This is a genomic window from Hyphomonas sp. FCG-A18, assembly GCF_045287255.1.
Classification (GTDB): Bacteria; Pseudomonadota; Alphaproteobacteria; order Caulobacterales; family Hyphomonadaceae; genus Henriciella.
In genome coordinates, this window is sequence record NZ_CP137142.1 from 2,194,676 (window position 1) to 2,219,707 (window position 25,032).

Genomic DNA, 25,032 nt, shown 5'->3' on the forward strand with positions numbered 1-25,032 from the left:
TTAGGCACTCAGCAGTGCATCCAGTTTTCCGGCGCGTTCCAGCGCCATCATCTCGTCGCAGCCGCCAATATGAATATCACCGGCAAAGATTTGCGGGAAAGTGCGCGCTCCACCAGCCCGCTGCACCATTTCTGCTTTCTTCTGGGCATCCATACCTGCATCGATATGCGTCATCTCCACGCCCTTATCCTTGAGCAGTTTGAGGGCTCGTGTGCAGTAGGGGCAGAATTGCCGTGTATAGATTGTGACTTGCGCCATAAACGGGCTCCTTAACCTCAGTTGCCCCTTATATGGTGACATCACGATCCCTGACAACGCGGGCAAGCACCAGCACGTTCACATTTGCGACACCTGCTTGTTTTAGCGCCAATGTTGAGGCCGATAGTGTAGACCCGGTCGTATAGACATCATCGACCAACGTAATCCTTGCGCCCTCAAGCTGCTTGCGATAACGGGCGCGCGCCTTGAATGCCCCGGCAACATTCTTCTTCCTCTGGCGCGCCGTGAGGCCGCCCTGGCTTTGCGTGGGTTTCACCCGTTTCAGACCATCAACCATAGCTGGCACACCGCTGCGCCTGGCAACAGCCTGCGCCAGCCAACCCGCCTGATTAAACCCGCGCTTGGCGAGGCGCTGATAATGCAGGGGCACTGGCATCAAATAGTCGGTCGCCTCAAGAATATCCTGCCCGGCCATCGTCATCCAGTTGCCCATGGCCCCAAGGCCATCACGGCGACCACCGTGCTTGAATTCGAGGATCATCTGGCGCGAGGCATCATCATAAGCGATGGCAGCACGGGCCTGGTCCCAGCGTGGAGCCTTGGCCGCGCATGCCCCACAGAGGCTGTCCTCCCCCAGATCAATCTCAACAATGGCCGCGCAGCTGCGGCAGCCCCGCCCATTGAGAAACCGCAATTGCGTGAAGTCCTCTGCCGCTATGGCGCCTTGCCCACCATGACGTTCGCCTGTCAACACAGAGCGTGCTGGCCAGATAAAACCTGCAACTGATCGCAGTCCGGCCTTGGCCAGATGCCCTATACGGCTCATATCGGTCCCCATGAGCGCTAATCGTCCCCCGATCCTGTTTGATCCCGCCCGCATTACTGCGAACCGGGACCGCGCATCGTTTCAATATCGAAACTATGCCTTCCTAAAGGCCCGTGAGTCGAGTCATTTGATTGATCGGTTGGCAGACGTGTCCCGGCATTTCCCGAAAGCTCTGGATTTTGGCAGCCATGACGGTCAATTGAGCGCTGCTCTAATGGCAAGCGGACAGGTCGATGACGTGATCGCCCTTGACCCATCTGCACGGATGCTCGGTCAGATTTCGGGCACCTCAGTTACGACTATGCAAAATTCACTGGAGACCCTGCCCATCACGCCGAAGTCACTTGATCTGGTGGTCAGTGCCCTCTCTCTGCATTGGGCCAATGACCTGCCCGGCCTGATGGTGCAGATCCGCCAGGCGCTCAAACCAGACGGCTTGTTTCTCGCCTGCCTGTTTGGCGGCGGCACGTTAAACGAGCTTCGCACGGCCCTGATCGAAGCTGAATCCAGCCTTACAGGCGGGGTCAGCCCGCGCATCTCCCCCTTGCCCGGCTTGCAGGATATGGCTGGCCTGATGCAGCGCACCGGATTTGCCCTGCCCGTTGTCGATAAGGAGCCCGTCACCGTTCGCTATAACAGCCCGCTTAAGCTGCTTGATGACTTACGAGGAATGGGCGAGCAAGCCGCGTTTGCCCGACGCGAGGGCCAAGAACGTCGCCCGCTCTCACGCCGCCTTCTGATGCGCATGGAAGAAGCCTATCGCGATTTATACAGCGATCCGGACGGCAAAGTCCGCGCGACATTCGAAGTCATCTGGCTCTCCGGCTGGGCCCCGGCCGCCAGCCAGCCCAAACCCCTCAAGCCCGGCAGTGGCAAGCACAGCCTCGCCGCTGCGGTAAAAAACATCCCGTCGTCAGAGAGTTAGGGCGAAACCTTCTCAAACAGGTCCAGCACAGGTTTGACGACTTTACTGCCAGCTTTGCCGACACGCATCGCCTGGCCGAGGCGCTTTTCGATATGGGCGTCGAGGGCCTCTTCGCTCGGATGGTCGGCCCAGTACAGCACGACAGATGGGATCACCGCAGAGAGTAGTCCACGCTTCGTTTGGCGATTGTAATCTGTCGCTGTATCCCCTGCCGCTTCCCAAACCGCATCGGCAATGGCCCAGACTGTGCCGCCTGCGGCCGTTACAGAATTCGGCAAAACGCCCCGCAAGCTCGCCTTACGCACAGCACTGCGATAAGGGTCGAGTTGCCTTAGCCAGCTCTTCAAGCCGACCGCCACACGCTCATGCATACGCAGGTCCGACAAATCATGTGTTGCAAGCTCAACCAGCATGGCATCAGCCGCGCGATTGAACATATGATCGATCAGGTCATTGACCCCGCCAGGTGCAGCCAGTGCCTGCTCGCCCTCGTTTAGCTCAGCCAGGCTCGCGGCTTCACTGACCGTATCGCTGCCCCAGCCGCGCGTTTCCGCCAGCGGCAAAAGTGTCTCCAACCATCGATTTCGAAGGGTCTGTGATGGGTGCTCCATGATTCTCACTCCGGGTGTGGGCAAATGGAATTGACCATGATATAGGCGCGGTTTGCTGAATAAGACCAAGTGGCTAATCCGCACAGGAGCGGCTGCAAACACAGACCCAATGGAGAGTTTACCATTATCCAGATCACCGTCCGCGACAACAATGTCGAGCAGGCCCTGCGCGCTCTGAAGAAGAAGATGCAGCGCGAAGGTCTCTTCCGCGAGATGAAATCACGCACTTATTTTGAAAAGCCTTCTGAAAAGAAAGCTCGCCAGAAAGCCGAAGCCGTTCGTCGCGCTCGCAAACTGGCTCGCAAACGCGCTCAGCGCGAAGGCCTTCTCTAGGCTGACTTTTGGTCTGTGTTTAAAGACGCCTCTCGGCTTATGGCTTGAGAGGCGTTTTTCGTATGGAGTCCCCCCAATGTCGTTTGAGCTCTACCCCGCGATTGATCTGAAAGATGGTCAGTGTGTGCGCCTTCTGCGCGGGGAAATGGATAAAGCCACCCAGTATAATCCTGACCCAGCCGATCAGGCCCGGCAGTTCGCGGAGATGGGCTTCACCAACTTGCACGTGGTTGACCTGAACGGCGCCTTTGCCGGGGAAAGCGCGAATACCGATGCTGTGAAAGCGATCCTGTCGGCGACCAATGCCCCGGTTCAACTCGGCGGCGGCATTCGCACACGCGCCCAGATTGATGCCTGGCTTGAGGCCGGTGTCTCCCGCGTCATTCTCGGCACGGCGGCTTTGCGTGACCCGGAGCTCGTCAAAGACGCTGCGCGCGCCCTGCCCGGCCAAGTGGTTGTCGGGATTGATGCCAAGGATGGCATGGTCGCCGTTGAGGGCTGGGCCGAGACCTCAGATATGAAAGCGGTAGACCTTGCCAAGGCGTTTGAAGGCTGCGGCGTGGCCGCGCTGATTGTCACCGATATTGCCCGCGATGGTATGAAGACCGGCGTGAATGTGACCTTCACAGGGGAGTTGGCCGATGCGGTCTCTATCCCGGTCATTGCCAGTGGCGGGGTGGCCAGCGCGCAGGATATTCGCGCCCTGCGGGCGCATCAGGGGCAACGCGCGATATCTGGCAGCATTCTGGGTCGCGCGCTTTATGATGGTGATCTTGATCCGGCCGAAGCCATCAAACTGGCGCGTTAGATAAACGCAATCTCAGCGCGTCGGTCGAGCAGACCGCTTAGCTGGTTCAGGCGACGTTTTACGGTTTCAGACACCATATCCCTATCCGCTTCATGCACCTTGAGCTTTAGCGTCTTGTTCGAGAATTCAAGCGAGGCACGCGACAGGATACTGGCGGATCGACCACTGAAAACACCCGCAAGGCGCAGAGCGGTGCCAAACAAGCGCGCCTGCTTCTGACCACGGTCATCCTGCAAGGCTTTCAGGTTAGCCGGAATGCGATGATTGAACGTATACCGCGATGCGCAGGCATGGGCGACGAAAAGGCGTTCGTGATGATCGAGCAGCGGATAGGGCGCTCGCAAAACCTGTTCATAGACAAGATTTGGGCGATGATCAGGATGCATCCGTGTGCCTGTATCCGCAAGATAACAGGCAAGTCCGGTCGCTCTTTCCGACAGATTCAACGCCTTCACCAGTGGGGCCGTGAACCGCAACAATTCCTCACCATAGGCCATCGCGGCCATGCTGGGTCGTGCGAACAGCTCAACACTGTCTCGCAAAGGCGTACCGACCTCTGCTTGCAAGACGCGCGCTTCAGTCATAACGCCTTCCCGCAAACCAAAGGCGGAGATGGTGACTTCACGGATTTTTGTAACCCGCATCAGGGCTTCCAGCACCAATGCCGTATGCAGCAATGTATCATAGCGCCGCTTGGCCACGCGCTGCAGCCGAGTTCGTGTTGTTTTGTCGATCCGTGCATAATCGGCGGCATCGATGACTTCGCGCACACCGGACTGGGTCAGGCGATAACCATGCTGGACCCGTAAGGGGTATTCGGAGAGCTCCATGTGAACCGCGGCAACATTCCGCCAGCCACCGCCAACCGCATAGAGCGCGGTCGGTTTGTCATTGCATATACCAGATGTACGAAGCACGTGCCGAATGACTTTGCTGCGCTTGTCCAGCGGTAGATCAGCGTCACTTGCGCGGGCCAATGGGCCGAGAAGATGCGTTTCGCCTTGCCCGATCACTGCCCCGGCTTCCAAGACCTGCAACTCCATACTGGACCCACCAAGGTCAGCGACCAGGCCGCTAACCTCGCCGAACCCGGACACCACACCTAGCGCGGAAAGATGCCCTTCATCCGGTCCACTCAAGACACGTAAAGGCCGCCCCAAAGCCGCCTCAACCTCTTCACGGAAGCTTGGGCCATCCTCAGCCACACGGACTGCAGCAGTGGCGACGGGATAAATATCCGTAACTCCTAAACCATCAAGAATGGCGGCATAGCGGCGGCAGACATCCAGCGCCATGACGCGCCCTTCGGGCGACAAAACCCCGCTTTCGGAAAGCCCGCGGCCAAGCCCGGCCAGCGTCTTCTCATTAAAGGATTGCAGCATCGCCCCGTTCAGAACGTCATAGATCACCAGTCGGCAGGAATTCGACCCAATATCAATGACGGCGGCGCGTTGAACTTCCATGCCTTACTTGCTGGCTCGTTTCTTTGGCGCAAGGCGCGGCGGTTCGCTCACGACCAAGGCGCTACCACGACCTGACAGGCTCGGATTATCCATGAAATACTGGTGCGCGCTGAACCCGGCTTTGCTGCCCGGCTCCAGAACCCGGTGATATTCACCATCGGCGTCCATATCCCAGCTTTGCATATCATCGTTGAGATTGGCGACCATGATCTGGTTCAGCACCTGCCTGTGTACGGTGGGCACCTCAATTGGCACGAGTGCTTCCACCCGGCGCTTCAGGTTACGGTCCATCCAATCGGCAGAGGACATGTAAATCTTCGCCTTTCTGGAAGGCAGCGCTTCGCCATTGGCAAAACAGACAATTCGCGAATGCTCAAGATAGCGTCCGATCAGACTTTTCACCTGAATGGTCTCAGACAGCCCTGGCACACCCGGACGCAAGCAGCATATGCCGCGTATAACCAGGCGGATCGGAACGCCAGCCTGACTGGCGCGGTAAAGTGCATCAATCACATCGCCATCAACCAGAGAGTTCATCTTGGCCCAGATGCCAGAAGGCCCACCCTCTTTCGCGGCCGCGGCTTCCTTCTCAATCTGCTCGATCAGATAGTCTTCCATCGCGAAAGGCGACATGACGATCTTTTCAAGGTCGGGGCCTTTTGCAGGCGGCTCTTTATAGGCGGTGATATAGTTGAACAGGCGGCCCGCATCGCGGCCAAACGCCGGATCAGCCGTGAACAGGGCTAAATCCGTATAAATCTTGGCCGTGAACGGGTGATAATTCCCTGTTCCAAAGTGGGTATAGGTTTTTAACCCATCAGCCTCGCGCCGCACCACCAGAGAGACTTTGGCGTGGGTTTTATAGTCAATAAAGCCATAGACCACTTGTACGCCAGCGCGCTCCAGATCGCGGGCGAGGCGTAGATTAGTTTCCTCATCAAACCGCGCCTTGATTTCCACCAGCGCTGTAACGGTCTTACCCGCCTCAGCAGCCTCAATCAGGGCTGAGACAATCGGAGAGTTAAGGCTCGTGCGATACAGGGTCTGCTTAATCGCCACGACATCTGGGTCGCGCGCGGCCTGTTTAATGAACTGCACGACGACATCAAACGACTCATATGGATGATGAACCAGGATGTCCTTGGCGCGGATCGCCTCAAAACAGTCGCCACCCATTTCACGGATCCGTTCCGGAAAGCGCGCTTCGAACGGCGGAAATAAAAGTTCTGGTTTGTCTTTGACAATCAGATCGGAGAGGTCTTTCAGGCCCAGCAAGCCGCCCTGTTCCATAACATCGCGTGGTTCAGCACCGATTTCGCGCACAATGAAATTGCGCAAGGATTCTGGTCCGTCCTGATCGATGTGAATGCGGACAATCCGGCCCCGGCGGCGCTGACGCAACAGGATCTCAAATTCCGCGATCAGGTCTTCGGCTTCATCCTCGATCTCAATATCGCTATCGCGGACAATCCGGAAAACGCTATGACCGGTTGATTTGAAAGCCGGGAACAGCATTGGCTCAAAATGCGCGATGACGCTCTCAAGCCGCACAAAGCGCAAGCCACCCCCCTTACGATCTGGCAAGCGAATGAAACGGGGTGAGAAAGCCGGCATCGGGACAAGGCCAACCATGCCTTCCCCGCCCTCTTCTTCCGGAACAAGCTGGAACGCGACGGCGAAACCGAGATTCGGAATAAACGGAAACGGGTGAGCCGGATCAACGGCCTGCGGCGTAAGGATCGGAAAAATGTGTTCCTCAAAATGGCTTTTCAGCCAGGTCAGGTCACTTTTCTTAAGCTCGGAAATCCCCAGAACTTCGATATTGTGCACCGACATTTCTTCGCGGAGTGTTTTCCAGGCCGCCTGCTGGTCATCCATCAGCTTCTCGACCGTCTGTTCAATCGCGCTGACCTGTTGCAGCGGGGTCATGCCTTCCTGACTGCGACGCTGTATCCCGGCCCGTACCTGCTCACGCAAGCCCGCATAGCGGACCATGAAGAACTCATCGAGATTGTTTCCGGAAATCGACAGGAAGCGCAGGCGTTCGAGCAAGGGGTGGGTCTTATTGTCGGCCTCTTCCAGCACCCGCTCATTGAACTTTAGCCAGGATAATTCGCGGTTCAGAAACCGCGATGGCGAGGCCATCAAATCCGGTTCGGTCATCTCTGTGATCTCACTCATGCCTAATCGTCCCCAAGGTCAAAGAGTTCTGGTTGATGTTCCAATATTTCACGGGCCACAGGGACCGTCAGTTCACGCCCGCCAACCGCACCGGACAAAGCCTCGACTGTTGATGTCACGAGGTCATAGCGAAGACCAATACGGATAAGCAAGTAATCTTCCACGGCCTTTGGTATTTGCATGAATTGTGCCTTTGAAACCGCCTGCAAACGCGCGCGCATCATCGCCTCGTCCGGTGGCCCAATCTGAGCCAGAGGCGCAGCCTGTAGACGCGAAGCGAGATCCTTTGTCGCTGCCCGCCATTGGCTCGGCGGGTTATGCGCTGTGAGCAGAAGCCGCCCACCAAGGCGGTCAATCGCACTGATAAGCAGCAACAGGGCCTGCTCATTGGTGACAGCATCAGCTTCATCAACAACAACGCGGCCGGACGAAAGGTCTTCAAACGCTTCAGGTTTCAGGGCGTTTACATCACTGGCGCGCAGCAGCACCCCATCGATTTCTTCAGCCCAAATCTCGCAGAGTGTGCTGAGCCCCGCCCCACGTGGTCCGATCAGGCAAAACACCGGATAGGGCCACACATCTGGCCGCAAGGCAGACTCAACTGGCCCACGATTGGCCTCTGTCAGGATAAAATCCTTCAGCCCCAGTCTTGGTTCAGGATATTTCAGCGGGAGCTGACGGGGCGTCTTCATATCTGGCTAGCGGGCTCCACTGGTCGCAGAGCGCATGACCACGCCAATTGGTTCAACCTGCAGGGAAACACCGCGCTGGCGCATATCATTGAGAAAGCGCTCATCACTACCGGTATACAGAAACTCCACAACAGCGCCTTCGCGGGCAACCGCCTCGGTTCGCAAGTTTGAGACAAATGGCGAGCGCACAAGCGCCCCACGCAGCGTGTTCCACTCTGCCAGTGACGTATAAAGGACGCTGGCGCGCACACGGGTACGCGTGCCGTCATCGCGAACAACTGTACCGCGCTTCCATTGGTCATCCAGCAAGTCCCCCGCCGCGAGCACAGCAGTCTCAAGGGTTGGCATCGCATTGGTCATGCCGATCTCTGTCAGGCCCGCGGCGGTGCGAGAGGTCAGCTCAACGCGGTAACTTCCCGGGCGGCCAATCAATTCGGCGAAAATCACGCGTGTGGCATTGTTTGCGGTGAGGTCACCGGAAAAGGCCTGCCAGTCGCTCATCTTGCTATAGCCGCCAATCAGGGAGACCACTGTCGGGACAATCCGCCCGGTCGAGGTTTCCGGCCAGCTTGCGGACCAGCTCACCTCTTGCATGGCATCCTGGGCAATCGGCACCAATAAAGCCCGCGGCGCAGGCGTATCCGTGTAAGGCACTCCGGCGCGATCCAGGAAAGCACGGACATTGTTTGGATTGTAGACAACGGCCAGTTTACCGCGGTACCGCCCGGCTCCGCGGACTTCCTCTTCAACATCCACCGCTACGGCCAGCAAGTCCGCTGCCATCGGATCAATCGCCAAGCGATCAGCCGCAGCAGCGCGATCTTCGGGCAGAGTAATCCGCGCAATCATCTCTTTCGCGCCCGCATACTTCGCCGAGGCAAAGGCTTTCTGCTGGGCCTCAATCACAGAGGCCGCACGCTCATCAACTGGGATATTGCGAACCGTATAGAGATCACGGCTCTGAGCCTGTGCGGGAATGGCCGTCACTATGACCGCCAGAAGGACTGCGAAGAACCGAATCATTGGGCCGCCTTTCATCTGATATATCTCTCCTACCAAGCGAGCGCGCGCACGTGAACCGCGAAACCGCGCTGGCCACAGCTTTGTCCCCATGCTAACGCGCGCCACTATGAGTGATGATTCTAAAACACCTCTGTCTTATCGCGATGCTGGTGTCGATATTGAGGCAGGCGAGCGGCTGGTTGAAGCCATTTCTCCAATGGCCAAGGCGACCCGTCGCGCAGGCGTTATGGGCGGTCTTGGCGGCTTCGGAGCCTTGTTTGATCTGAAGGCCGAAGGCTGGCGCGATCCAGTGCTGGTTTCAGGAACCGATGGCGTCGGCACTAAGCTGATGCTGGCCTTTGAAACCGGGCTGCATGACACGGTTGGCGTGGACCTGGTCGCCATGTGCGCCAATGATGTGCTTGCTCAGGGCGCTGAGCCGCTTTTCTTCCTCGACTATTTTGCCACGGGAAAGCTCGAAGGGGGCGTCGCAGAAGCCGTGATCGCTGGGATCGCGGAAGGCTGCAAGCAGGCAGGCTGCGCGCTGATCGGCGGGGAAACGGCTGAAATGCCCGGCATGTATCCACCCGGTCATTACGATCTGGCCGGATTTGTCGTTGGCGCCGTTGAGCGCGATCAAATCTTGCCACGCATGGATGACATGCAGGCAGGCGATGTTTTGATCGGTATTGGCTCAAGCGGACCACATTCGAATGGCTATTCCCTGATCCGCAAAATCGTCGAACGTACCGGCCTTTCCTATAGCGATGCCAGCCCGTTCAGTGAGGGCTCTTTAGGCGAAGCACTCCTGACCCCGACCCGGCTTTATTCCGAAGCAGCCCTTCCTTTGATCCACAATGGCCTGATCAAAGGGCTTGCCCATATTACTGGCGGCGGCCTTACGGAGAATACGCCGCGCATGTGCCCGGATCATCTGATACCGCGCATTGATCGCAATGCCTGGACACCACCTGCCGTATTTGACTGGCTACAGCGCGAAGGCGGCGTCGAAGAGGATGAAATGCACCGCACATTCAATATGGGCATAGGCCTGGTCTTCGCTGTCGCGCCTGAACAGGTTGGCCCAGTCCTTGCCAATTTGCGCACGGCCGGGGAAAGCCCAGTGGTTCTCGGTGAGCTTGCAAACGCATGACCCGTTTGCGCCTGGGTATCCTGATTTCGGGCCGCGGCTCCAATATGGAAGCCCTGCTCGCGGCGGCTAAAGCCCCGGACTATCCAGCCGAAGCAGTCTTGGTGCTCTCAAATCGACCTCATGCAAAAGGCCTGGAAACCGCCCGCAATCAGGGCATTGAGGCAAAAGCTGTCGATCACCGCCAGTTTGGAAAAAACCGCGAGGCTTTTGAGCGCGAATTGAACACGGCCCTAAAAGAAGCAGGCGCTGAAGTGATCGCGCTGGCTGGCTTCATGCGGATTCTGACCCCGTGGTTTGTTCAGCAATGGGCAGGCCGGATGATCAACATTCACCCGTCCTTGCTACCAAAATATCCCGGACTGGACACGCATCAACGCGCCATAGATGCAGGTGATGCAGAAGCCGGATGCACGGTTCACTGGGTCACAGAAGGCGTCGATGAGGGCGCAATTATCGGCCAAGCGAGCTTACCCATTAAAGCCGATGACACAGCCGATACTCTGGCAGCGCGTATACTTCCGCTTGAACATCAACTCTATCCAGAAGCGCTTGCAAAAGCCTGCGCTGAAATCAGGCGGCGCGACGAACCTTAAGTCTCTGTAGCAAATCACTGAGCAGGGTCCGCAAAGCCCTATTCTCGCAGCATCCCGGCTTCTTCGAAGCGGCGGCACAAATGGCCTTCACATCCAACAGGTCCATGGCGGCTTCTGACATCAATGGCTCACAGCCAGCGTAAACCATGCTCATCTTGCTGAAGGCCCGCTCTTCAATCGGCTCCTTTAACAAAAGTTGACAGCTCTCATGGCGCCTGTCTTGGGAGATCCGTTTGAAAGTCGCAGCCACCTCAAAGGACGGTCCTTCCAGAAGTTGCAGGAAGTAATCGCCGTCCTTAATCAGCAATCCGGTAATTTGCGCCATCTGATTACGAAGATGCGCCATGTTTACAATACGCTGAACCCCCCGATCTGTAAGATTCGGATTGGCTATACTCACATAAATCAGACGCTCAAGCTGGCTCATCCCAAGTATTAACAGAGGCAAATATTAACGTGCGATTATACTAAAACGAAAAAGTCCCGCTTGTTCTCACAAACGGGACCCTCAATACGTAAAGTCGCGTAGTTTTTAGCCAGCAATATCAGCTTCACTAAAGAACTGAGCGATTTCGATCGCTGCGTTTTCATCGCTGTCAGACCCATGCGCGGAGTTCTCGCCAATAGATTTTGCGAACAGCGCGCGGATCGTGCCCTCAGCGGCTTCTTCAGGATTCGTCGCGCCCATCACATCGCGATAGCGCGCAACAGCGTTTTCACCTTCCAGAACCTGGACCACAACTGGGCCAGAGGTCATGAAGTCAACCAGTTCACCAAAGAATGGGCGCTCAGCATGGACGCTATAGAAACGCTCAGCTTGCTCACGGGTCATCTTGATCCGGCGTTGAGCAACAATGCGCAGGCCACCCTCTTCGATAACCTTGTTGACCGCGCCGGTCAGATTGCGCTCAGTCGCATCCGGCTTGATGATAGAGAAAGTACGGGTTCCAGCCATATCTGGCTCCTTAAAGTCTTGGGGAATGAACAGTGTTGGCCGGGCCTATAGCGGCCCACTGGCATGCCCGCAACCATAGGCGGCAGATGATCAGAAAACCGTCACGGTTTCCGTGCTATAAAGCCTGCAGGATGGGAGGATTCAGATGACAGGTACTTTGCGCATAATGCTCGCGATCGCTGCGCTTCTGGTTGCGGGATTTGGGATTTACTATTTGTGGGCGGGGACCCTACCGCAACACACGCTTAAGATTGCTGGCACCTATACGGTGATTGTCCTGCTGACCTTGATCGTGACCCTGATCACCCGACCAGCGGGGGAAAAGCACTAGAAAGGACTGTTAGCCCTGTGTCCCACGCAAGCGAGACCGCAACCGAGCGGGCGGCATGGCTTCTGGTTCCCCTGTTAGAAGGGGGGCGTCCTGCATATCTGTATCCGGGGTTTTGAGCGGCTCTGTCATCACATCCTCATCGACAAGGGCTTCCTGCACCTCTGGCATTGTCTGCACATCTGCCGGGCGTGCAGGCAAAGCGATTGGCTCACGCTCAGCTAAGGCCTCATAAGACCGCGCCGGAATAATCATCTGACGCAAAACTCTACGGTTCGCCTCAATCGTTCGACGTGGGGCGGCTGGGTCAACTGCTGCCATCTCTTCGAACTTGCCCTGCAACCCCAAAACAAGCGCCAGGTTCTGACGGACACGACCATCTGCACCCGGCAAAGACGCAGCACGTTGCAAGTGTAGCTCGGCCTGCTCAAGATTGCCCGAAAGCGCCAGAGACAAGCCATAATTAGACAGGGTCGATACCCGATCAGGCTCTCGCTTCAGCGCTTCGCGGTAGGCTTGCTGAGCCTTGTCGTGATCTTCAATGCGGTCAAAGGCAAGGCCAAGCGCTGCGAGAGGCGCAGCCTCGGTTGGCGGCGAGAAATCTGCTGAGCGAACAAGCGCTTGCGCAGCAGCCTCCGGCTCGCCTTTAGAGAGCAGTGAGCGCCCCACCTCCAATAGAATCTCATAATTCTGTGGGTGAAGGGGCAAGATAGATGTGCCGACTTCTATCACTCGGTCATGACTGCCTATGGCCCGAAGTGCGCGAATAAAAGCCAACGTGGTTCCTGGATTGGTCTGGTCCTTTTGGAATTCATTGGCCCAGAAGTTTGCTCGGGTCAGCGGATCAGACCTTTCTGCGACGGCAATCTGTTCGGGCGTCGCTGGCGCAATCGCATCTGCCATCGCCTGTTGATAGGCTTGAAGTTCGGCTTCATTCGCAGCCGCTGTATCGCTGCTTCCCGTCGACGCGCAAGCCGCCGCGGCAGAGAAAGCCAGGAGCATCGCAACTGCACGCTTTGTGTGCACAGGGGTAGACATCGGGTCATCTCCGGTCATCTAAGTAGCAAACCTTGTCGCGCACCCGGGTCAAGATTGGGTTAATAAAAGACGCGCCGACATTAACCTTGAGACAGGACAGACAATGCCCGCCTATTCCGCCTTTACAGATAAAGCCAAGTCTCCTGCGAAAGTCTGGCTGATGACCACGACACAATGGGAAAAGGCCAGCGGATTACCAGCTTCCCTGATGGCGATGGCCACCGCTCAAGAGTTCAAAGCCAAGCCGGGACAGACAGTCATGACCGCCAATACCGATGGCGAGATTGACGCTATCCTGTTTGGTCTGGGCAATGGCAAAGACGCACTTGCAGTCGCAGCGCTTTCCGCCAAGCTGCCGAAAGGCGACTATGAGATCGCAGCCGATGGCGGGCTGACCTTCGCGCAAATCGCTGCTGGCTGGGCTGATGGCGCGTATCGATTTGATCGCTACCTCAAGGACAAGGCGACACCCCCGCACCTTGTTATTGGAGATGATGAGGCCGCTGAGGCCGTCACCCGAGAGGCAATCGCAATCCATCGCCTACGCGATCTGGTCAACACCCCGGCGGAAGATATGGGCCCAGTAGCAATACAAGGCACCATTAGCGACTTGGCCGAACGCCATGGCGCAACGCTTGAAACGGTCATTGGCGATGCTCTTCTGGAACAGAATTACCCGCTCGTTCATGCTGTGGGCCGGGCTGGGCCAGAAGCCCCCCGCATTATGGAACTGACATGGGGACCAGAGGATGCCCCTGAACTCGCCTTGGTCGGCAAGGGCGTGACCTTCGATACAGGGGGCCTGAACCTCAAAACCGGCAATTATATGCGCCTGATGAAGAAGGATATGGGTGGCTCAGCCCATGCCATCGCACTGGCCGAACTGGTCATGGGGGCGAACCTGCCTGTGCGCTTGAAGCTGTATATTCCAGCTGTTGAGAACGCGATTTCCGGAACCGCTTTCCGCCCCGGCGATGTCCTTAGCAGCCGTAAGGGCCTCTCGGTAGAGATTGACAACACAGATGCTGAAGGCCGCCTGATCCTTGCTGACGCCCTGACACGGGCAAGTGAAAGTAATCCGGACCTGCTGATCGATTTTGCCACGCTAACAGGGGCCGCACGTGTCGCGCTTGGGCCGGACCTTGCGCCTTATTATACCGATGACGAACCACTGGCTGCGCAGATTGCCGAGGGCAGTGCGTCAAGCGGCGATCCAGCCTGGCGGATGCCGCTCTGGGACCCATACCTTTCCATGCTGAAAAGCCCGATCGCTGATCTCGTAAACTCTGCCAGCAGCAGTTTTGCAGGCTCCCTCACGGCAGCGATGTTCCTGAAGCAATTTGTCGATGCCGACCGCTGGGTTCACCTCGACATTTGGGCCTGGCGAGAAGGCAAATATGGACGCCCGGCTGGCGGCGCAGCCTGTGGCCTCCGGGCGATATGGGATGCGGTTCAGGCGCGCTACGCGAACTAGGCTAGCTTAACCCAGAATGAGGTCGTCCCGGTGAATAACCGCCGGGCGACCGCGAAAGCCAAGGACAGCCTCAACCGCATCGGTTTTGAGACCCTTGATACGATCAATATCCGTGGCGCTATAGGCGGTAATGCCTTTGCCGATTGTCACCCCAGACAGGTTCTTGATGGCGACGGCTGCGCCTCTGGCAAAGCCCTGCGAGACACCAGTGATACCTACGGGCAACAGACTGGAGCCTGCCTTCAGGGCGCGTTCTGCTCCTGCGTCCACTGTGATCTCTCCCTCAGGGTTGAGATGCGAGCGTAGCCACGTTTCACGCGCTGTTTCTGGATTGTAAGGCGGTGTAATCCAGGTCGCGCGCGCGCCGTCTTGTAAGGCCACAAGCGGGCGCTCGCGATCTCCCAATGTGATTACCGTGGAACAGCCGGCAGCGTAAGCGATCCTTGCGGCCGCCAGTTTCGTCACCATCCCGCCAGACCCAACCGCCGCCTCAGTATTGGCATCGCCTGCCATCGCTTCAATTTCCGCTGTGATTTCAGAGACTTCTGAGATGTGTTTAGCATTCGCATCAAATCTGGGATTGGCGGTGTAGAGGCCATCTATATCAGACAGCAGGACCAGAAGATCCGCTCCGACCATCTGCGCAACCCGCGCGGCCAGACGATCATTGTCACCATAGCGGATCTCATCGGTGGCCACCGTGTCATTCTCATTAATCACGGGCAACGCACCCGCATTCAAAAGCGTATCCAGCGTTGCGCGGGCATTGAGCCAGCGGCGGCGATTCTCGGTATCTTCCAAAGTGAGCAAAGCCTGCGCCACTGGCAGATTATGGGGCGCGAAAGCTTGAGACAATGCTGCCATAAGCGGGGGCTGGCCAAGGGCGGCGGCTGCCTGCTTCTCTTCCAGTTTTCGGGGCTTCTTGTCGCCAAGGTATTGTCGACCGAGCGCGATCGCACCGGATGAGACAAGAATAAGCTGTTTGCCCTGCGCGTTCAGGGTCACCATATCCGCAGCGAGCTTGGAAAGCCAGGTTGTTCGCGCCCTACCGTCTTCGCTGACCAGCGCTGAGCCGATTTTCACGACAATTCGCTGCGCTCTGGTAAGCTGGCTCACTCCGGGCTCCATGCAGTCTCTATGTCGCCCTCGGTGTCCTGCCCAAGTACCTTTGCGATCCGGTAGAGCGCCTCTTTGACGCCCTCACCCGCGACAGAGGAAATACGCATCGGTTCCTGACCACACACGGCTTTCACCGCAGCGGCCTGCTCATCGACAAGCTCTTCAGGCAAGACGTCCACTTTAGAAAGGGCAACGATTTCAGGCTTGTCGGCCAGTTCACCGCCATAAGCCTCAAGCTCTTCGCGGATCGTCGTATAGGCACCAGCCGGATCATCCTGTGTGCAATCAATCAGATGCAGCAGAACCTTACACCGCTCGACATGACCAAGGAACCGATGCCCCAGACCAATGCCGTCCGCCGCGCCTTCAACAAGCCCCGGAATATCAGCCAGCACAAAGCGTGTGCTGGTGCCAATATCGACAATGCCAAGCCCTGGATTGAGCGTCGTGAAAGGGTAATCTGCGATCTTTGGTTTGGCCGCAGTTGCCCGGCTGAGGAAGGTCGACTTCCCCGCATTGGGCAGGCCCAGAAGGCCTGCATCAGCGATAAGTTTGAGCCGCAACCAGAGCGTAAACTCCTGCCCCGGTTCACCGGGGTTTGCCCGACGAGGTGCCTGATTGGTTGAGGTCTTGAACCGCAAATTGCCCCAGCCACCATTACCGCCCTTGGCGACCAGAACACGATCACCGACCTCGGTCAGGTCGGCAATCAGGGTCTCCTGATCCTCTTCATAGACCTGCGTGCCGACGGGGACTTTAACAGTCTTATCCTCACCGCCGCGGCCATGGCGTTGTTTGCCCATGCCATTCTTGCCGCGTTCAGCGCGATGATGTTGCTGGTAACGGTAGTCAATGAGGGTGTTGAGACCCTCAATCGCTTCGACATAGACATCGCCGCCACGGCCACCATCACCGCCATCAGGCCCACCGAATTCGATATAGGCTTCACGGCGGAAGGCGGCACATCCATTGCCACCATCGCCTGCCTGAACGTAGATTTTGACCTGATCGAGAAACTTCATGACCTGTCTTTCGTCTAATGTGTTGCCGTACGCAAGGCGTCTTGAGGATCAGCGCCCAGCGTATAGCGCATAGCAGGGCTGAGTTCGCCTCTGGCTGCACCAAAATGATCAACGACGCCAACAGGCTCAAAGCCGAGCTTGGTCAGCACGCGGCCGGAAGCCGGATTATCGGTAAAGTGACCGGAAACGAACTTGGTTATCCCACGCTCATCGCGGCCCCAGTTCAGCACAGTGCTGGCTGCCTCAGTGATAAATCCCTGCCCCCACCATGGCTTACCGACCCAGTAGCCGATCTCCCACAGGCCATCCCCATGATGATCCAACCCACAGCCACCGATAACACCATCCTTAGGGTGCTCAAGCATAAACCCGCAAGTCTGACCGTCTTGCCATTTCTTCTGCGTGCTCAGGATGAAATCCTCCGCATCGCTTAAATCATAGGGGTATGGTGCGCGTCCGAGGTTCCAGGCGACATCCTTGAGGCCAATCCGCTCTGCAATTTGTACAGCATCTCTTGCCTGCGGTGCCCGCAAGGACAAGCGTTCGGTATGCAATATGACGGTTTCGCTCATGATAGCCTCTTCAAGGATCAGGGGAGGCAAAGAAAAAGGGAGGCAGTGACCTGCCTCCCCTTGGAACTTTGTGGTCACCACTCGGCGACCTTGTAGCCGCGCTTATTCAGCTGCTTCTGCCACTGGTAGAACTGATACGTACTGGCGGTTGTCACGCTTCTTTGTGAACTCAACCTTGCCTTCGACCAGCGCGTACAGCGTGTGGTCTTTACCCATACCAACACCGCGACCCGGATACGTTTTCGTACCACGCTGACGCTTGATAATGTTGCCAGGAATCACGTGCTCGCCGCCATATTTCTTGACGCCAAGATACTTAGGATTCGAATCGCGACCGTTTTTAGACGAACCGCCTGATTTCTTATGAGCCATACTCGGCCTCCAATCTTATGCCCGGTCTATACCCGAACTATGCGTCTTATGCGAGGTCTTTCGCCTGCGCGACCCAATCATTTTTCTCAAACTTGCCAGCAGCGCCGATTTTTTCTTCCAGCGCTTCAATATCGGCTTTCTTCATTTTCGCGATTTGCGCAAATGTCGTGATGCCTTCAGCGTTGAGTTTCTCAGCAAACACTTTGCCCAGACCCTTCATCACAGTCAGGTCGTCTGCTTTAGCAGGCGCTGCAGCCTTCTTAGGTGCGGCCTTCTTTGGAGCAGCAGCTTTCTTAGGCGCTTCTGCCTTGGCTTCCGCTTTTGGCTCAGCTTTCGCCTTAGCCTTAGGCGCAGCAGCTTCTGCTTTTGGTGCAGCTTCTTTCTTAGGTGCCGCTTTCTTCTTGGCTGGGGCTTTTTTGCCGTCGGCCAGAATAGAATCAATCGTCACAACAGTCTCAAGCTGGCGGTGGCCACGCTTACGGCGGTAAGTGTTACGCTGACGCTTCTTGAAGATCATGACTTTCGCGCCTTTGCGCTGCTCAGCCACTGTGCCAACAACGCTGGCACCAGACACGACAGGTTCACCAACAGTGACTTTCCCGCCTTCGCCGATCATCAGAACGTCTTCAAAGGTTACGTTATCGCCAGCTTCAACGGCCAGCTTCTCGATGACAATCTCGTCACCTTCGGCAACTCTATACTGTTTGCCACCTGTCTTAATGACCGCGAACATAGCGCTCGTCCTTCCGGAACTCTCAAAAATGAAACTTTGGCCGCTGCCCATGGGGCGCGGACATGAAGGCGCGGATAAACACTAAAGCGCCCTCCGAGTCAAACCCTCTTATACGATGAATTGCAGACCTGACGGTATTTTTTTGAAGATCGGTACGTCAGTGGGCCAATCACAATGCCTGCCATTTAGTGTTGAGTGGTCATCTCAATATTTTTGAACAGACGATAGCACCCCTTACCCGCCCCCTTGGCACGGTATAGAGCCATGTCTGCACACTTCTGCAGAGACTCAGCATTATCCGCATCTTCGGGATTGATGGCGATGCCAATTGACGCCTTAATGTCCATAGCAATACCGCCTATGCGATATGGTTTGTTCAATGCTGACTGAAGGCGCGCTACAATATGGTGCAACTCGGCCTCGGTTTTAACATGCCGTGCGACGACCACAAACTCATCCCCTCCCAAACGGGCGGCCCAGTCAGTCGAGCGGATCTGCCCCCGTAAACGCTTGGCGACGAGCTTCAGGACCGCATCGCCAGCATCGTGCCCATAGACATCGTTGACCATTTTAAAGCCGTCCAGATCAATCGCGAACAATGCAATCCCTTCATCCGCAGGGCAGTCATCCAGATCTTTGGTGATCTGCCGGGCAAACAAGTAGCGGTTGGCCAACCCGGTCAGCATATCATGCTCAGCCATATGCCGTAGCTCGCGCGTTGCCCTCACGCGCTCCGTGACATCCGTGCCGACCCCAAGATAGCCGGTGATTTTTCCATGAAGATCAAAACGCGGGGTCGCACTTAAAGACACTTCATAGGCCCGACCATCAGGATCATAGAGCGTTGAGAGGATGTCTGAATAAGGTTCAATCTTGTTTAGCGCAGCGAGCATCTTTTCCAATTCACGCTCATTGAGGTCCACAACCGTCAGATAGTGCTCCCCGATTACGGTACTGATATCAGGAGCAATATTTGGCATCAGCCGCCCACCAGCAGATATGATCAGCCCTTCCGTATCGGTTTCCCAATAAAGATCTGTGGCGAAATCGGCGAGATCAGCCCAGCGGTCCGGCTGTGGAGACTGCATGACTTTTACAGGCTCAAGAAAAACCAGAATAAGCGCAGCCAGCACCAAGCCCAAACCAAATACCGCAAATGTGGCGGGCGGCGCAGTATCATATCCACCGAATACGAGCGTCGCGGTGGTCACGAGGAAAAGAAGCGAAAGGCTTAGCACCACGGCAATGCGTCGTGACTTCGAATTGGCAAGCACATCCGAGAAAGAGAAAGCCTTCAAATCGATCTTCATGAAGGCATTATGACATAGGCAAATTGCCTTTCCCTTGAACGAATATGATCAAATTAAATGGAACCAGATACTGTACTCTAGTGTTTTGCACGGAAGGTTCACCTGAGCGCTTTAGCTTAATACCTCGAAATATGTCCGACTGACTGCCGATCCTGCGGCTCTCAATAGCCTGATCACTAGACGTTCTTCTTTTAGGCTGTAGAAGCGGCTGCGGACATTCGCGGCCAATCGCGAACGTCATTGCATTTGGAGTATGAACATGTCGAGCACTCGGCCAGAGGCGCGCGCGCCGCGAGGTTTCCAGGATCGCCTGGGTCCAGCAATTGCTGCTGAGGCCGAGTTGATCCATCGTGCCTCGCAGGCCTATGAGCGCTGGGGCTTTCAACGGCTCGACACATCTGCATTTGAGTTCACCGATTCCCTCGGCAAATTCTTGCCGGACAAGGACCGCCCGAATGAAGGCGTTTTCTCGCTTCAGGACGATGACGAACAGTGGATGTCACTACGCTATGATCTGACCGCACCGCTGGCTCGCTATGTCGCTGAAAATCGCCAAGGACTGCCCAAGCCGTTCCGGCGCTGGCAGGCTGGCCCGGTCTGGCGCAATGAAAAGCCCGGCCCCGGTCGTTTTCGTCAGTTCACCCAATGTGACGCAGACTCCGTAGGTGTCCCTGGTCCAGCCGCGGATGCCGAAATCATCATGCTGGCCTGCGACGCGCTCGAAGCCATTGGTGTGGCGCGCGGAGAGTACAGCCTGCGGATCAATACGCGCCGCGCGCTGAACGCCGTGCTCTCGCAAGTTTCCTCTTCAGGCAGTCAGAGCGAAGAAGAACGCAATGGCACCATTCTGCGCGCCATCGATAAGCTTGATCGTCTTGGCACTGAGGGCGTCACCGCGCTGCTCGGCGAAGGCCGCCTTGATGAGTCTGGCGACTTCACCAAAGGCGCTGGCCTTGATGCTGCGTCTATTGAGCGCGTCATGGCCTTCGTATCGGCGGGGCAAAGCGATAATGACGCGACCGTCATGGCGCTCGAAAAAGCTATCGGCAACACGGATATGGGCCTTGAAGCGCTGTCAGAGATCAAAGCCATCACCGCGGTCATGGAACGCTGCGGCTTTGGCGGAGATCGCGCCACCCTCGACCCGTCTATTGTGCGCGGGCTCGACTATTATACTGGCCCGGTGTTTGAGGCCGAACTCAATATGACAACGCCAGACGGCAAACCGCTCAATATTGGTTCTGTCGGCGGTGGTGGTCGCTATGATGATCTGGTCGCGCGCTTTACGGGCGAATCTGTTCCAGCCACAGGCTTCTCCATCGGTGTCAGCCGCCTGATCACAGCGCTTGAAGCCGCCGGACGTCCACTTCTGGGACAAGCGATGGGGCCAGTCCTTGTGCTGGTCTTCGACCGTGATGCCATGGGTGACTATTTCGAACTGGCCCAGCGCTTGCGCAATGCGGGCATTGCCGCCGAGGTCTATCTCGGTGGATCAGGTCTGAAAGCCCAAATGAAATATGCCGACCGCCGCAACTGCCCTGTCGCCATCATGTTTGGGGGCGATGAGAAGGAAAAAGGCATTGTCTCCATCAAGGACCTGCGCGTCGGTAAGAAGAAAGCCCAAGCGATCAAAGATAATGAAACCTGGCGCGAGGAACGCCCCGGGCAATTTGAAGCCCCGCTTGATACCTTCGAGAAGATCGTTGCTGAGACGATCGCTGCGGAGGTTTAAGTGAGCGCGCTGTTTGGAACCCCTCGTATAGATCGCGTGGCCAGCGCAATCTCTGCAACCTTCTCCGCTCTGGGAAGCACACAGATCAATTTGCCAACGGTCCAACCGCTCTTGCCTTATCTGGAGTTTCTCGGCGAAGCGTATCGCCAGAATATTGTCGAGCATGACGGTGATCAGAGCGACCTGTGTCTCTGCCCGGACCTGACGCTTGCGCTGGCGCTACAGATCGCCAGTGGAGAAACCGCAACCGGAGCCTATCAGCTTGATGGGCTTGTGTTTCGCGGGTCGCGCGGAAATAGCGGAGCCTCCCCCGTGCAGCGCCACATCGGCGTAGAACTCTTCGACGCGCCCGAAAATGCGCAGGATGATGGCCGCGTGGTTGAAGCGACGATCAGTGCCTTGAAGTCGGCAGGTGCAAATGCGTTTACGCTAACCTTTGCCGATCCGGGTCTTGTCTTTCGCTTGATCGACAGTTTCGACCTACACGAGAACTGGAAAGCCCGGCTGAAAAAATCCTTCTCCATGCCCGCAACGTTTGAGCGGGATATGGCTGACGCGATAGGCGGAACAGAGACCCCTACCCTACCCCGCGCTTTAGCAGGTCTGTCACGGGACGAAGCGAAAGATGCCTTGGCGGATATGTTCGAGATGGTGAACATCACACCATTTGGCGCACGCAGCCTTGAGGACATTGCCGACCGCCTGATCGACAAAGCCAAGGAGGCTGAGCAGCCCCTACAGGCCAGTGATGCGGAAGCCCTCAAAGCCGTTTGTGGTGTTGATGCACCGCTGAGCGAAGCGCTTGATCAATTGGAAACCCTGCTCGTTGGACGCGGTGCTGCGATTTCTGAGCGCCTTGCCTATTGGCGGGGCATGAGCGATCAGCTTGCTGTCTCAGGTGCAGCCAATGCCCCGCGTTTCGATGCAAACCTTGGACGAGAGCTGAGCTATTATGATGGCTTCGTGTTTGAGTGCCATGCGCCCGACGGCACAGTCCTTGGCGGTGGCGGGCGCTATGACGGGCTAATCGGAGCGCTCTCTGGTAACACAAAAACAAGCGGCGCGGTTGGCGCCATGCTCCGGCCTGACCGGATCGCCGATATGCTGACAGGAGGTGCGTGATGCTGAACATCGGACTGGCCTCCAAAGGCCGCATTCAGGATCAGACCTATGACTATCTCAAGGCGATTGGCCTGCCGGTCAAAGCCGGAAATGGGCGGTCGTACAATGCCGAGATCAAAGCGCTTCCGGGCGCGCAGCTCTGGCTCTTGCCCTCCAGCGAGATTGCCAAACGCCTGCACAGTGGCGAGCTACATGTCGGGATTACCGGACATGACCTGATCCTCGAAACCGGGGAAATGACAGGCAAGGTTGAACTGCTCGAACCGCTGGGCTTTGCCCGCGCCGATCTGGTTGTCGCTGTCCCCAATAGCTGGATCGACGTCGCCTCTTTCGGAGACCTGCGCGAAGTGTTTGCAGACATCCGCCGTCGGCAAGGTCGCGCGCCGCAAGTGGCTACAAAATATACGCGCATTGTGCGCCAGCACTTCCTTGAACAGGGAATTAGCGATTTCCGCCTCGTCGCTGACCCTGGCGCAACGGAAGCAGCACCCTTGCGCGGGATTGCCGATGTCATCGTCGACATCACCACGACCGGCAACACACTGCGCGCGAATGACCTGAAGCCCCTCAGCGGAATTATCCTGAAAAGTGAGGCCTGGCTCGCCGCCAGCAAACGCTCGGATGTCTGGACACCGGAAGCACTTGAAACGCTTGAGCGGATCATGGATCGGATCACCAGCCATAAGGACCGCCGGGTCTTTATCCGGTTCGCAGCACCCGAAAGTGCCGATGCTCTGATGGCTGCGCTAAAAGAGCGCTTTGGCTTAGCGGTTACGAGCCTTGTGCCCGGCGGTGAAGGATCGGTCTATGTCGAGCGTGATCAGGCATTTGAGCTTGCCTCTTTCCTGCAAAAGGAAACCGGACAGGCCGTTGCTGTATTCGAGCCAAGCTATATTCTGGAACGGCCAAACGCTGCGTTTGAAGCGTTTCGCAAGACGGTCGCTTAAGACGCCTTGAGCATCCGACGGCGCTGCACACTGCTTGGGATGCCAAGGCTCTCGCGATACTTGGCCACCGTACGGCGGGCGATTTCGATCCCGAATTCAGTCAGGATTTCAACGATCTTGTCATCGGAGAGGATTTTTGCACCCTCTTCGTCAATCAGTTGCTTGATCCGGTGACGCACAGCCTCAGCCGAATGCGCTTCACCGCCCCCTGTGGCCGGAATCGCTGCAGAGAAGAAGTATTTCAGCTCAAACAGGCCGCGCGGCGTGCTCATATATTTGTTGCTGGTCACACGGCTCACTGTGCTCTCATGCATGTCGATCGCGTCGGCGACCTGCTTGAGATTAAGCGGACGCAGATGGGCGACACCATGGGCAAAGAAGGCATCCTGCTGGCGTACAATCTCGCTTGCCACTTTCAGGATGGTGCGCGCGCGCTGGTCTAGAGACTTTAAAAGCCAGGTCGCATTTGCCGCGCATTCGGAAATGAACTCTTTTTCCTTTTCACGCATCGGGAGCGCGCTGACCTCAGCATAGTAAGCCTTGTCCATGAGAACGCGCGGCAGCGTCTCAGAATTCAGCTCAACCGCGAACATCCCGTTTGGCATTTCACGCACGAAGACATCCGGCGCGACAGCAATCGTGGTCTCACCTGAGAAGCCTGCCCCCGGACGCGGGCTGAGCGTGCGCAGCTCAGCCATCATGTCCATGACATCGTCTTTATCGACGCCGCAAATTTCAGCGAGCCCCTTAATGTCATGCTTGGCGACTTTATCGAGATTGGCCAGAAATGCCTGCATCGCCGGATCATAGCGGTCGCGCTCAATCAATTGCAGGGCCAGACATTCGGTCAGATCACGCGCCATGACCCCGGTTGGGTCAAAGCCCTGGCAGACGTCCAGAACGGCGGCGACATTGGCCGGATCAGCACCAAGCAGTTTGCCGACCTCATCAAAATCAACCTTGCAATAGCCAGCTTCGTCGGTCTCATCGATCAGGCGCGCGGCGATCAAGCGATCTGCCTGACTAAGACCAGACATATTGAGCTGTTCATGCAAATGCTCGTGCAGGCTTTTTTCGCTGGTTAGCGAGCCTTCAAAGTCAAAGTCTTCACCCCCCCGGCCTGTCCCGGCTGTCGACCAATCGGTGGATGCTGATGGGCCACTTTGAGCATTTGCTGGGCGCGCCTCATCACTTCCGGTGCCTGCTTCATACATATCCGAGTCGGATGCATCGACCGCATCACGCGCCGTTTCATGCCCACCGGAACCGTCCAGAGCTAATTCTTCACGGCCAGCCGCTTTATCCGGCGAGACCTCAAACTCAGAATTATCGTTCGACTCTCCGCGTTCCAGCAAGGGATTGCGCTCAATCTCCTCGGCCACGAACTCAGCCAATTCGATATTCGACAATTGCAGCAGTTTGATCGCCTGCTGCAGCTGTGGCGTCATGACCAGGGACTGTCCCTGGCGTAAGTCTAGGCGTTGATTAAAAGCCATGCCTGC

Annotated in this window: 27 protein-coding genes; 10 read left to right on the plus strand and 17 right to left on the minus strand. The window is 56.8% G+C overall.

What is annotated here, in order from left to right; translation table 11 throughout:
• A complete protein-coding gene (gene grxC, locus RYZ27_RS10935; protein ID WP_406679545.1) occupies positions 1-258 on the minus strand; it encodes a glutaredoxin 3 in 258 nt (85 codons plus the stop codon).
• Positions 259-286: 28 nt separating this feature from the next.
• Positions 287-1,045 (minus strand): ComF family protein, encoded by a 759-nt coding sequence (locus RYZ27_RS10940; RefSeq protein WP_406679546.1) that lies wholly within the window; start codon positions 1,043-1,045, stop codon positions 287-289.
• Positions 1,046-1,055: 10 nt separating this feature from the next.
• On the opposite strand from RYZ27_RS10940, the gene RYZ27_RS10945 reads away from it, so the two are divergent.
• On the plus strand, positions 1,056-1,970 hold the full coding sequence (locus RYZ27_RS10945) for a methyltransferase domain-containing protein (RefSeq protein ID WP_406679547.1): 915 nt from the start codon (positions 1,056-1,058) through the stop codon (positions 1,968-1,970).
• On the opposite strand, the gene RYZ27_RS10950 is transcribed toward RYZ27_RS10945, so the two are convergent.
• Entirely contained in the window at positions 1,967-2,581 is a 615-nt protein-coding gene (locus RYZ27_RS10950; protein WP_406679548.1) for a COQ9 family protein, read from the minus strand. The two genes, RYZ27_RS10945 and RYZ27_RS10950, sit on opposite strands and share 4 nt — an antisense overlap.
• 69 nt (positions 2,582-2,650) lie before the next feature.
• Between RYZ27_RS10950 and rpsU the strand changes: the two genes are divergently transcribed.
• Positions 2,651-2,914, plus strand: a complete 264-nt coding sequence (rpsU, locus tag RYZ27_RS10955; protein ID WP_406679549.1) for a 30S ribosomal protein S21 — start codon at positions 2,651-2,653, stop codon at positions 2,912-2,914.
• 76 nt (positions 2,915-2,990) lie between these two features.
• Positions 2,991-3,722, plus strand: a complete 732-nt coding sequence (gene hisA, locus RYZ27_RS10960) for a 1-(5-phosphoribosyl)-5-[(5-phosphoribosylamino)methylideneamino]imidazole-4-carboxamide isomerase (RefSeq protein WP_406679550.1) — start codon at positions 2,991-2,993, stop codon at positions 3,720-3,722.
• On the opposite strand, the gene RYZ27_RS10965 is transcribed toward hisA, so the two are convergent.
• From RYZ27_RS10965 to RYZ27_RS10980, 4 genes are read right to left on the minus strand one after another with little or no spacing between them, the layout of a single operon-like run.
• Positions 3,719-5,185, minus strand: a complete 1,467-nt coding sequence (locus tag RYZ27_RS10965; protein ID WP_406679551.1) for a Ppx/GppA family phosphatase — start codon at positions 5,183-5,185, stop codon at positions 3,719-3,721. The two genes, hisA and RYZ27_RS10965, sit on opposite strands and share 4 nt — an antisense overlap.
• Before the next feature lie 3 nt (positions 5,186-5,188).
• On the minus strand, positions 5,189-7,366 hold the full coding sequence (locus tag RYZ27_RS10970; RefSeq protein WP_406679552.1) for an RNA degradosome polyphosphate kinase: 2,178 nt from the start codon (positions 7,364-7,366) through the stop codon (positions 5,189-5,191).
• A gap of 2 nt (positions 7,367-7,368) precedes the next feature.
• Positions 7,369-8,058, minus strand: coding sequence for a hypothetical protein (locus tag RYZ27_RS10975; protein ID WP_406679553.1), 690 nt, complete (start codon positions 8,056-8,058; stop codon positions 7,369-7,371).
• 6 nt (positions 8,059-8,064) lie between these two features.
• Complete coding sequence (locus RYZ27_RS10980) at positions 8,065-9,081, minus strand: hypothetical protein (RefSeq protein ID WP_406679554.1); 1,017 nt, start codon at positions 9,079-9,081, stop codon at positions 8,065-8,067.
• Positions 9,082-9,187: 106 nt separating this feature from the next.
• On the opposite strand from RYZ27_RS10980, the gene purM reads away from it, so the two are divergent.
• Together purM and purN are read left to right on the plus strand one after the other, a co-directional pair.
• On the plus strand, positions 9,188-10,213 hold the full coding sequence (purM, locus tag RYZ27_RS10985) for a phosphoribosylformylglycinamidine cyclo-ligase (RefSeq protein ID WP_406679555.1): 1,026 nt from the start codon (positions 9,188-9,190) through the stop codon (positions 10,211-10,213).
• Positions 10,210-10,806 (plus strand): phosphoribosylglycinamide formyltransferase, encoded by a 597-nt coding sequence (gene purN, locus RYZ27_RS10990; protein ID WP_406679556.1) that lies wholly within the window; start codon positions 10,210-10,212, stop codon positions 10,804-10,806. Before purM ends, purN begins: the two co-directional genes overlap by 4 nt.
• Here purN and RYZ27_RS10995 read toward each other — a convergent pair.
• Positions 10,784-11,233 (minus strand): BLUF domain-containing protein, encoded by a 450-nt coding sequence (locus RYZ27_RS10995; protein WP_406679557.1) that lies wholly within the window; start codon positions 11,231-11,233, stop codon positions 10,784-10,786. The two genes, purN and RYZ27_RS10995, sit on opposite strands and share 23 nt — an antisense overlap.
• 105 nt (positions 11,234-11,338) lie before the next feature.
• Complete coding sequence (gene ndk / locus RYZ27_RS11000; protein WP_406679558.1) at positions 11,339-11,761, minus strand: nucleoside-diphosphate kinase; 423 nt, start codon at positions 11,759-11,761, stop codon at positions 11,339-11,341.
• A gap of 145 nt (positions 11,762-11,906) precedes the next feature.
• Between ndk and RYZ27_RS11005 the strand changes: the two genes are divergently transcribed.
• Positions 11,907-12,092, plus strand: a complete 186-nt coding sequence (locus RYZ27_RS11005) for a hypothetical protein (RefSeq protein WP_406679559.1) — start codon at positions 11,907-11,909, stop codon at positions 12,090-12,092.
• Between the two features lie 9 nt (positions 12,093-12,101).
• Here the strand turns inward: RYZ27_RS11005 and RYZ27_RS11010 are convergent, their stop codons facing one another.
• Positions 12,102-13,127, minus strand: coding sequence for a tetratricopeptide repeat protein (locus RYZ27_RS11010; protein ID WP_406679560.1), 1,026 nt, complete (start codon positions 13,125-13,127; stop codon positions 12,102-12,104).
• Positions 13,128-13,230: 103 nt separating this feature from the next.
• Here RYZ27_RS11010 and RYZ27_RS11015 point away from each other — a divergent pair, with 103 nt between their 5' ends.
• The gene (locus RYZ27_RS11015; protein ID WP_406679561.1) at positions 13,231-14,601 is read left to right on the plus strand and encodes a leucyl aminopeptidase family protein; all 1,371 of its coding nucleotides are present in this window, start codon (positions 13,231-13,233) and stop codon (positions 14,599-14,601) included.
• A 6-nt stretch (positions 14,602-14,607) separates the two neighbouring features.
• On the opposite strand, the gene proB is transcribed toward RYZ27_RS11015, so the two are convergent.
• The 6 genes from proB to RYZ27_RS11045 form a co-directional block, all read right to left on the minus strand.
• Positions 14,608-15,717, minus strand: a complete 1,110-nt coding sequence (gene proB / locus RYZ27_RS11020; RefSeq protein WP_406679562.1) for a glutamate 5-kinase — start codon at positions 15,715-15,717, stop codon at positions 14,608-14,610.
• Entirely contained in the window at positions 15,714-16,742 is a 1,029-nt protein-coding gene (gene obgE, locus RYZ27_RS11025) for a GTPase ObgE (protein ID WP_406679563.1), read from the minus strand. Before obgE ends, proB begins: the two co-directional genes overlap by 4 nt.
• 14 nt (positions 16,743-16,756) lie before the next feature.
• Entirely contained in the window at positions 16,757-17,314 is a 558-nt protein-coding gene (locus RYZ27_RS11030) for a GNAT family N-acetyltransferase (RefSeq protein ID WP_406679564.1), read from the minus strand.
• Between the two features lie 102 nt (positions 17,315-17,416).
• Complete coding sequence (gene rpmA / locus RYZ27_RS11035) at positions 17,417-17,686, minus strand: 50S ribosomal protein L27 (protein ID WP_406679565.1); 270 nt, start codon at positions 17,684-17,686, stop codon at positions 17,417-17,419.
• Between the two features lie 46 nt (positions 17,687-17,732).
• Positions 17,733-18,419, minus strand: a complete 687-nt coding sequence (locus RYZ27_RS11040) for a 50S ribosomal protein L21 (RefSeq protein WP_406679566.1) — start codon at positions 18,417-18,419, stop codon at positions 17,733-17,735.
• 185 nt (positions 18,420-18,604) lie between these two features.
• Positions 18,605-19,729, minus strand: a complete 1,125-nt coding sequence (locus tag RYZ27_RS11045; protein ID WP_406679567.1) for a diguanylate cyclase domain-containing protein — start codon at positions 19,727-19,729, stop codon at positions 18,605-18,607.
• A gap of 253 nt (positions 19,730-19,982) precedes the next feature.
• Between RYZ27_RS11045 and hisS the strand changes: the two genes are divergently transcribed.
• From hisS to hisG, 3 genes are read left to right on the plus strand one after another with little or no spacing between them, the layout of a single operon-like run.
• The gene (gene hisS / locus RYZ27_RS11050; RefSeq protein WP_406679568.1) at positions 19,983-21,461 is read left to right on the plus strand and encodes a histidine--tRNA ligase; all 1,479 of its coding nucleotides are present in this window, start codon (positions 19,983-19,985) and stop codon (positions 21,459-21,461) included.
• Entirely contained in the window at positions 21,462-22,583 is a 1,122-nt protein-coding gene (locus tag RYZ27_RS11055) for an ATP phosphoribosyltransferase regulatory subunit (RefSeq protein ID WP_406679569.1), read from the plus strand. It begins immediately after the preceding gene.
• Positions 22,583-23,530, plus strand: coding sequence for an ATP phosphoribosyltransferase (gene hisG, locus RYZ27_RS11060; protein WP_406679570.1), 948 nt, complete (start codon positions 22,583-22,585; stop codon positions 23,528-23,530). Before RYZ27_RS11055 ends, hisG begins: the two co-directional genes overlap by 1 nt.
• On the opposite strand, the gene rpoN is transcribed toward hisG, so the two are convergent.
• Complete coding sequence (gene rpoN / locus RYZ27_RS11065) at positions 23,527-25,026, minus strand: RNA polymerase factor sigma-54 (RefSeq protein WP_406679571.1); 1,500 nt, start codon at positions 25,024-25,026, stop codon at positions 23,527-23,529. The two genes, hisG and rpoN, sit on opposite strands and share 4 nt — an antisense overlap.
• Between the last annotated feature and the right edge of the window lie 6 nt (positions 25,027-25,032).

Coding starts and splice junctions, on each gene's coding strand:
- grxC (WP_406679545.1), bottom strand. CDS start 258: ATGGCGCAAGTCACAATCTATACACGGCAATTCTGCCCCTACTGCACA.
- RYZ27_RS10940 (WP_406679546.1), bottom strand. CDS start 1,045: ATGAGCCGTATAGGGCATCTGGCCAAGGCCGGACTGCGATCAGTTGCA.
- RYZ27_RS10945 (WP_406679547.1), top strand. CDS start 1,056: ATGAGCGCTAATCGTCCCCCGATCCTGTTTGATCCCGCCCGCATTACT.
- RYZ27_RS10950 (WP_406679548.1), bottom strand. CDS start 2,581: ATGGAGCACCCATCACAGACCCTTCGAAATCGATGGTTGGAGACACTT.
- hisA (WP_406679550.1), top strand. CDS start 2,991: ATGTCGTTTGAGCTCTACCCCGCGATTGATCTGAAAGATGGTCAGTGT.
- RYZ27_RS10965 (WP_406679551.1), bottom strand. CDS start 5,185: ATGGAAGTTCAACGCGCCGCCGTCATTGATATTGGGTCGAATTCCTGC.
- RYZ27_RS10970 (WP_406679552.1), bottom strand. CDS start 7,366: ATGAGTGAGATCACAGAGATGACCGAACCGGATTTGATGGCCTCGCCA.
- RYZ27_RS10975 (WP_406679553.1), bottom strand. CDS start 8,058: ATGAAGACGCCCCGTCAGCTCCCGCTGAAATATCCTGAACCAAGACTG.
- RYZ27_RS10980 (WP_406679554.1), bottom strand. CDS start 9,081: ATGATTCGGTTCTTCGCAGTCCTTCTGGCGGTCATAGTGACGGCCATT.
- purM (WP_406679555.1), top strand. CDS start 9,188: ATGAGTGATGATTCTAAAACACCTCTGTCTTATCGCGATGCTGGTGTC.
- purN (WP_406679556.1), top strand. CDS start 10,210: ATGACCCGTTTGCGCCTGGGTATCCTGATTTCGGGCCGCGGCTCCAAT.
- RYZ27_RS10995 (WP_406679557.1), bottom strand. CDS start 11,233: ATGAGCCAGCTTGAGCGTCTGATTTATGTGAGTATAGCCAATCCGAAT.
- ndk (WP_406679558.1), bottom strand. CDS start 11,761: ATGGCTGGAACCCGTACTTTCTCTATCATCAAGCCGGATGCGACTGAG.
- RYZ27_RS11005 (WP_406679559.1), top strand. CDS start 11,907: ATGACAGGTACTTTGCGCATAATGCTCGCGATCGCTGCGCTTCTGGTT.
- RYZ27_RS11010 (WP_406679560.1), bottom strand. CDS start 13,127: ATGTCTACCCCTGTGCACACAAAGCGTGCAGTTGCGATGCTCCTGGCT.
- RYZ27_RS11015 (WP_406679561.1), top strand. CDS start 13,231: ATGCCCGCCTATTCCGCCTTTACAGATAAAGCCAAGTCTCCTGCGAAA.
- obgE (WP_406679563.1), bottom strand. CDS start 16,742: ATGAAGTTTCTCGATCAGGTCAAAATCTACGTTCAGGCAGGCGATGGT.
- RYZ27_RS11030 (WP_406679564.1), bottom strand. CDS start 17,314: ATGAGCGAAACCGTCATATTGCATACCGAACGCTTGTCCTTGCGGGCA.
- rpmA (WP_406679565.1), bottom strand. CDS start 17,686: ATGGCTCATAAGAAATCAGGCGGTTCGTCTAAAAACGGTCGCGATTCG.
- RYZ27_RS11040 (WP_406679566.1), bottom strand. CDS start 18,419: ATGTTCGCGGTCATTAAGACAGGTGGCAAACAGTATAGAGTTGCCGAA.
- RYZ27_RS11045 (WP_406679567.1), bottom strand. CDS start 19,729: ATGAAGATCGATTTGAAGGCTTTCTCTTTCTCGGATGTGCTTGCCAAT.
- hisS (WP_406679568.1), top strand. CDS start 19,983: ATGAACATGTCGAGCACTCGGCCAGAGGCGCGCGCGCCGCGAGGTTTC.
- hisG (WP_406679570.1), top strand. CDS start 22,583: ATGCTGAACATCGGACTGGCCTCCAAAGGCCGCATTCAGGATCAGACC.
- rpoN (WP_406679571.1), bottom strand. CDS start 25,026: ATGGCTTTTAATCAACGCCTAGACTTACGCCAGGGACAGTCCCTGGTC.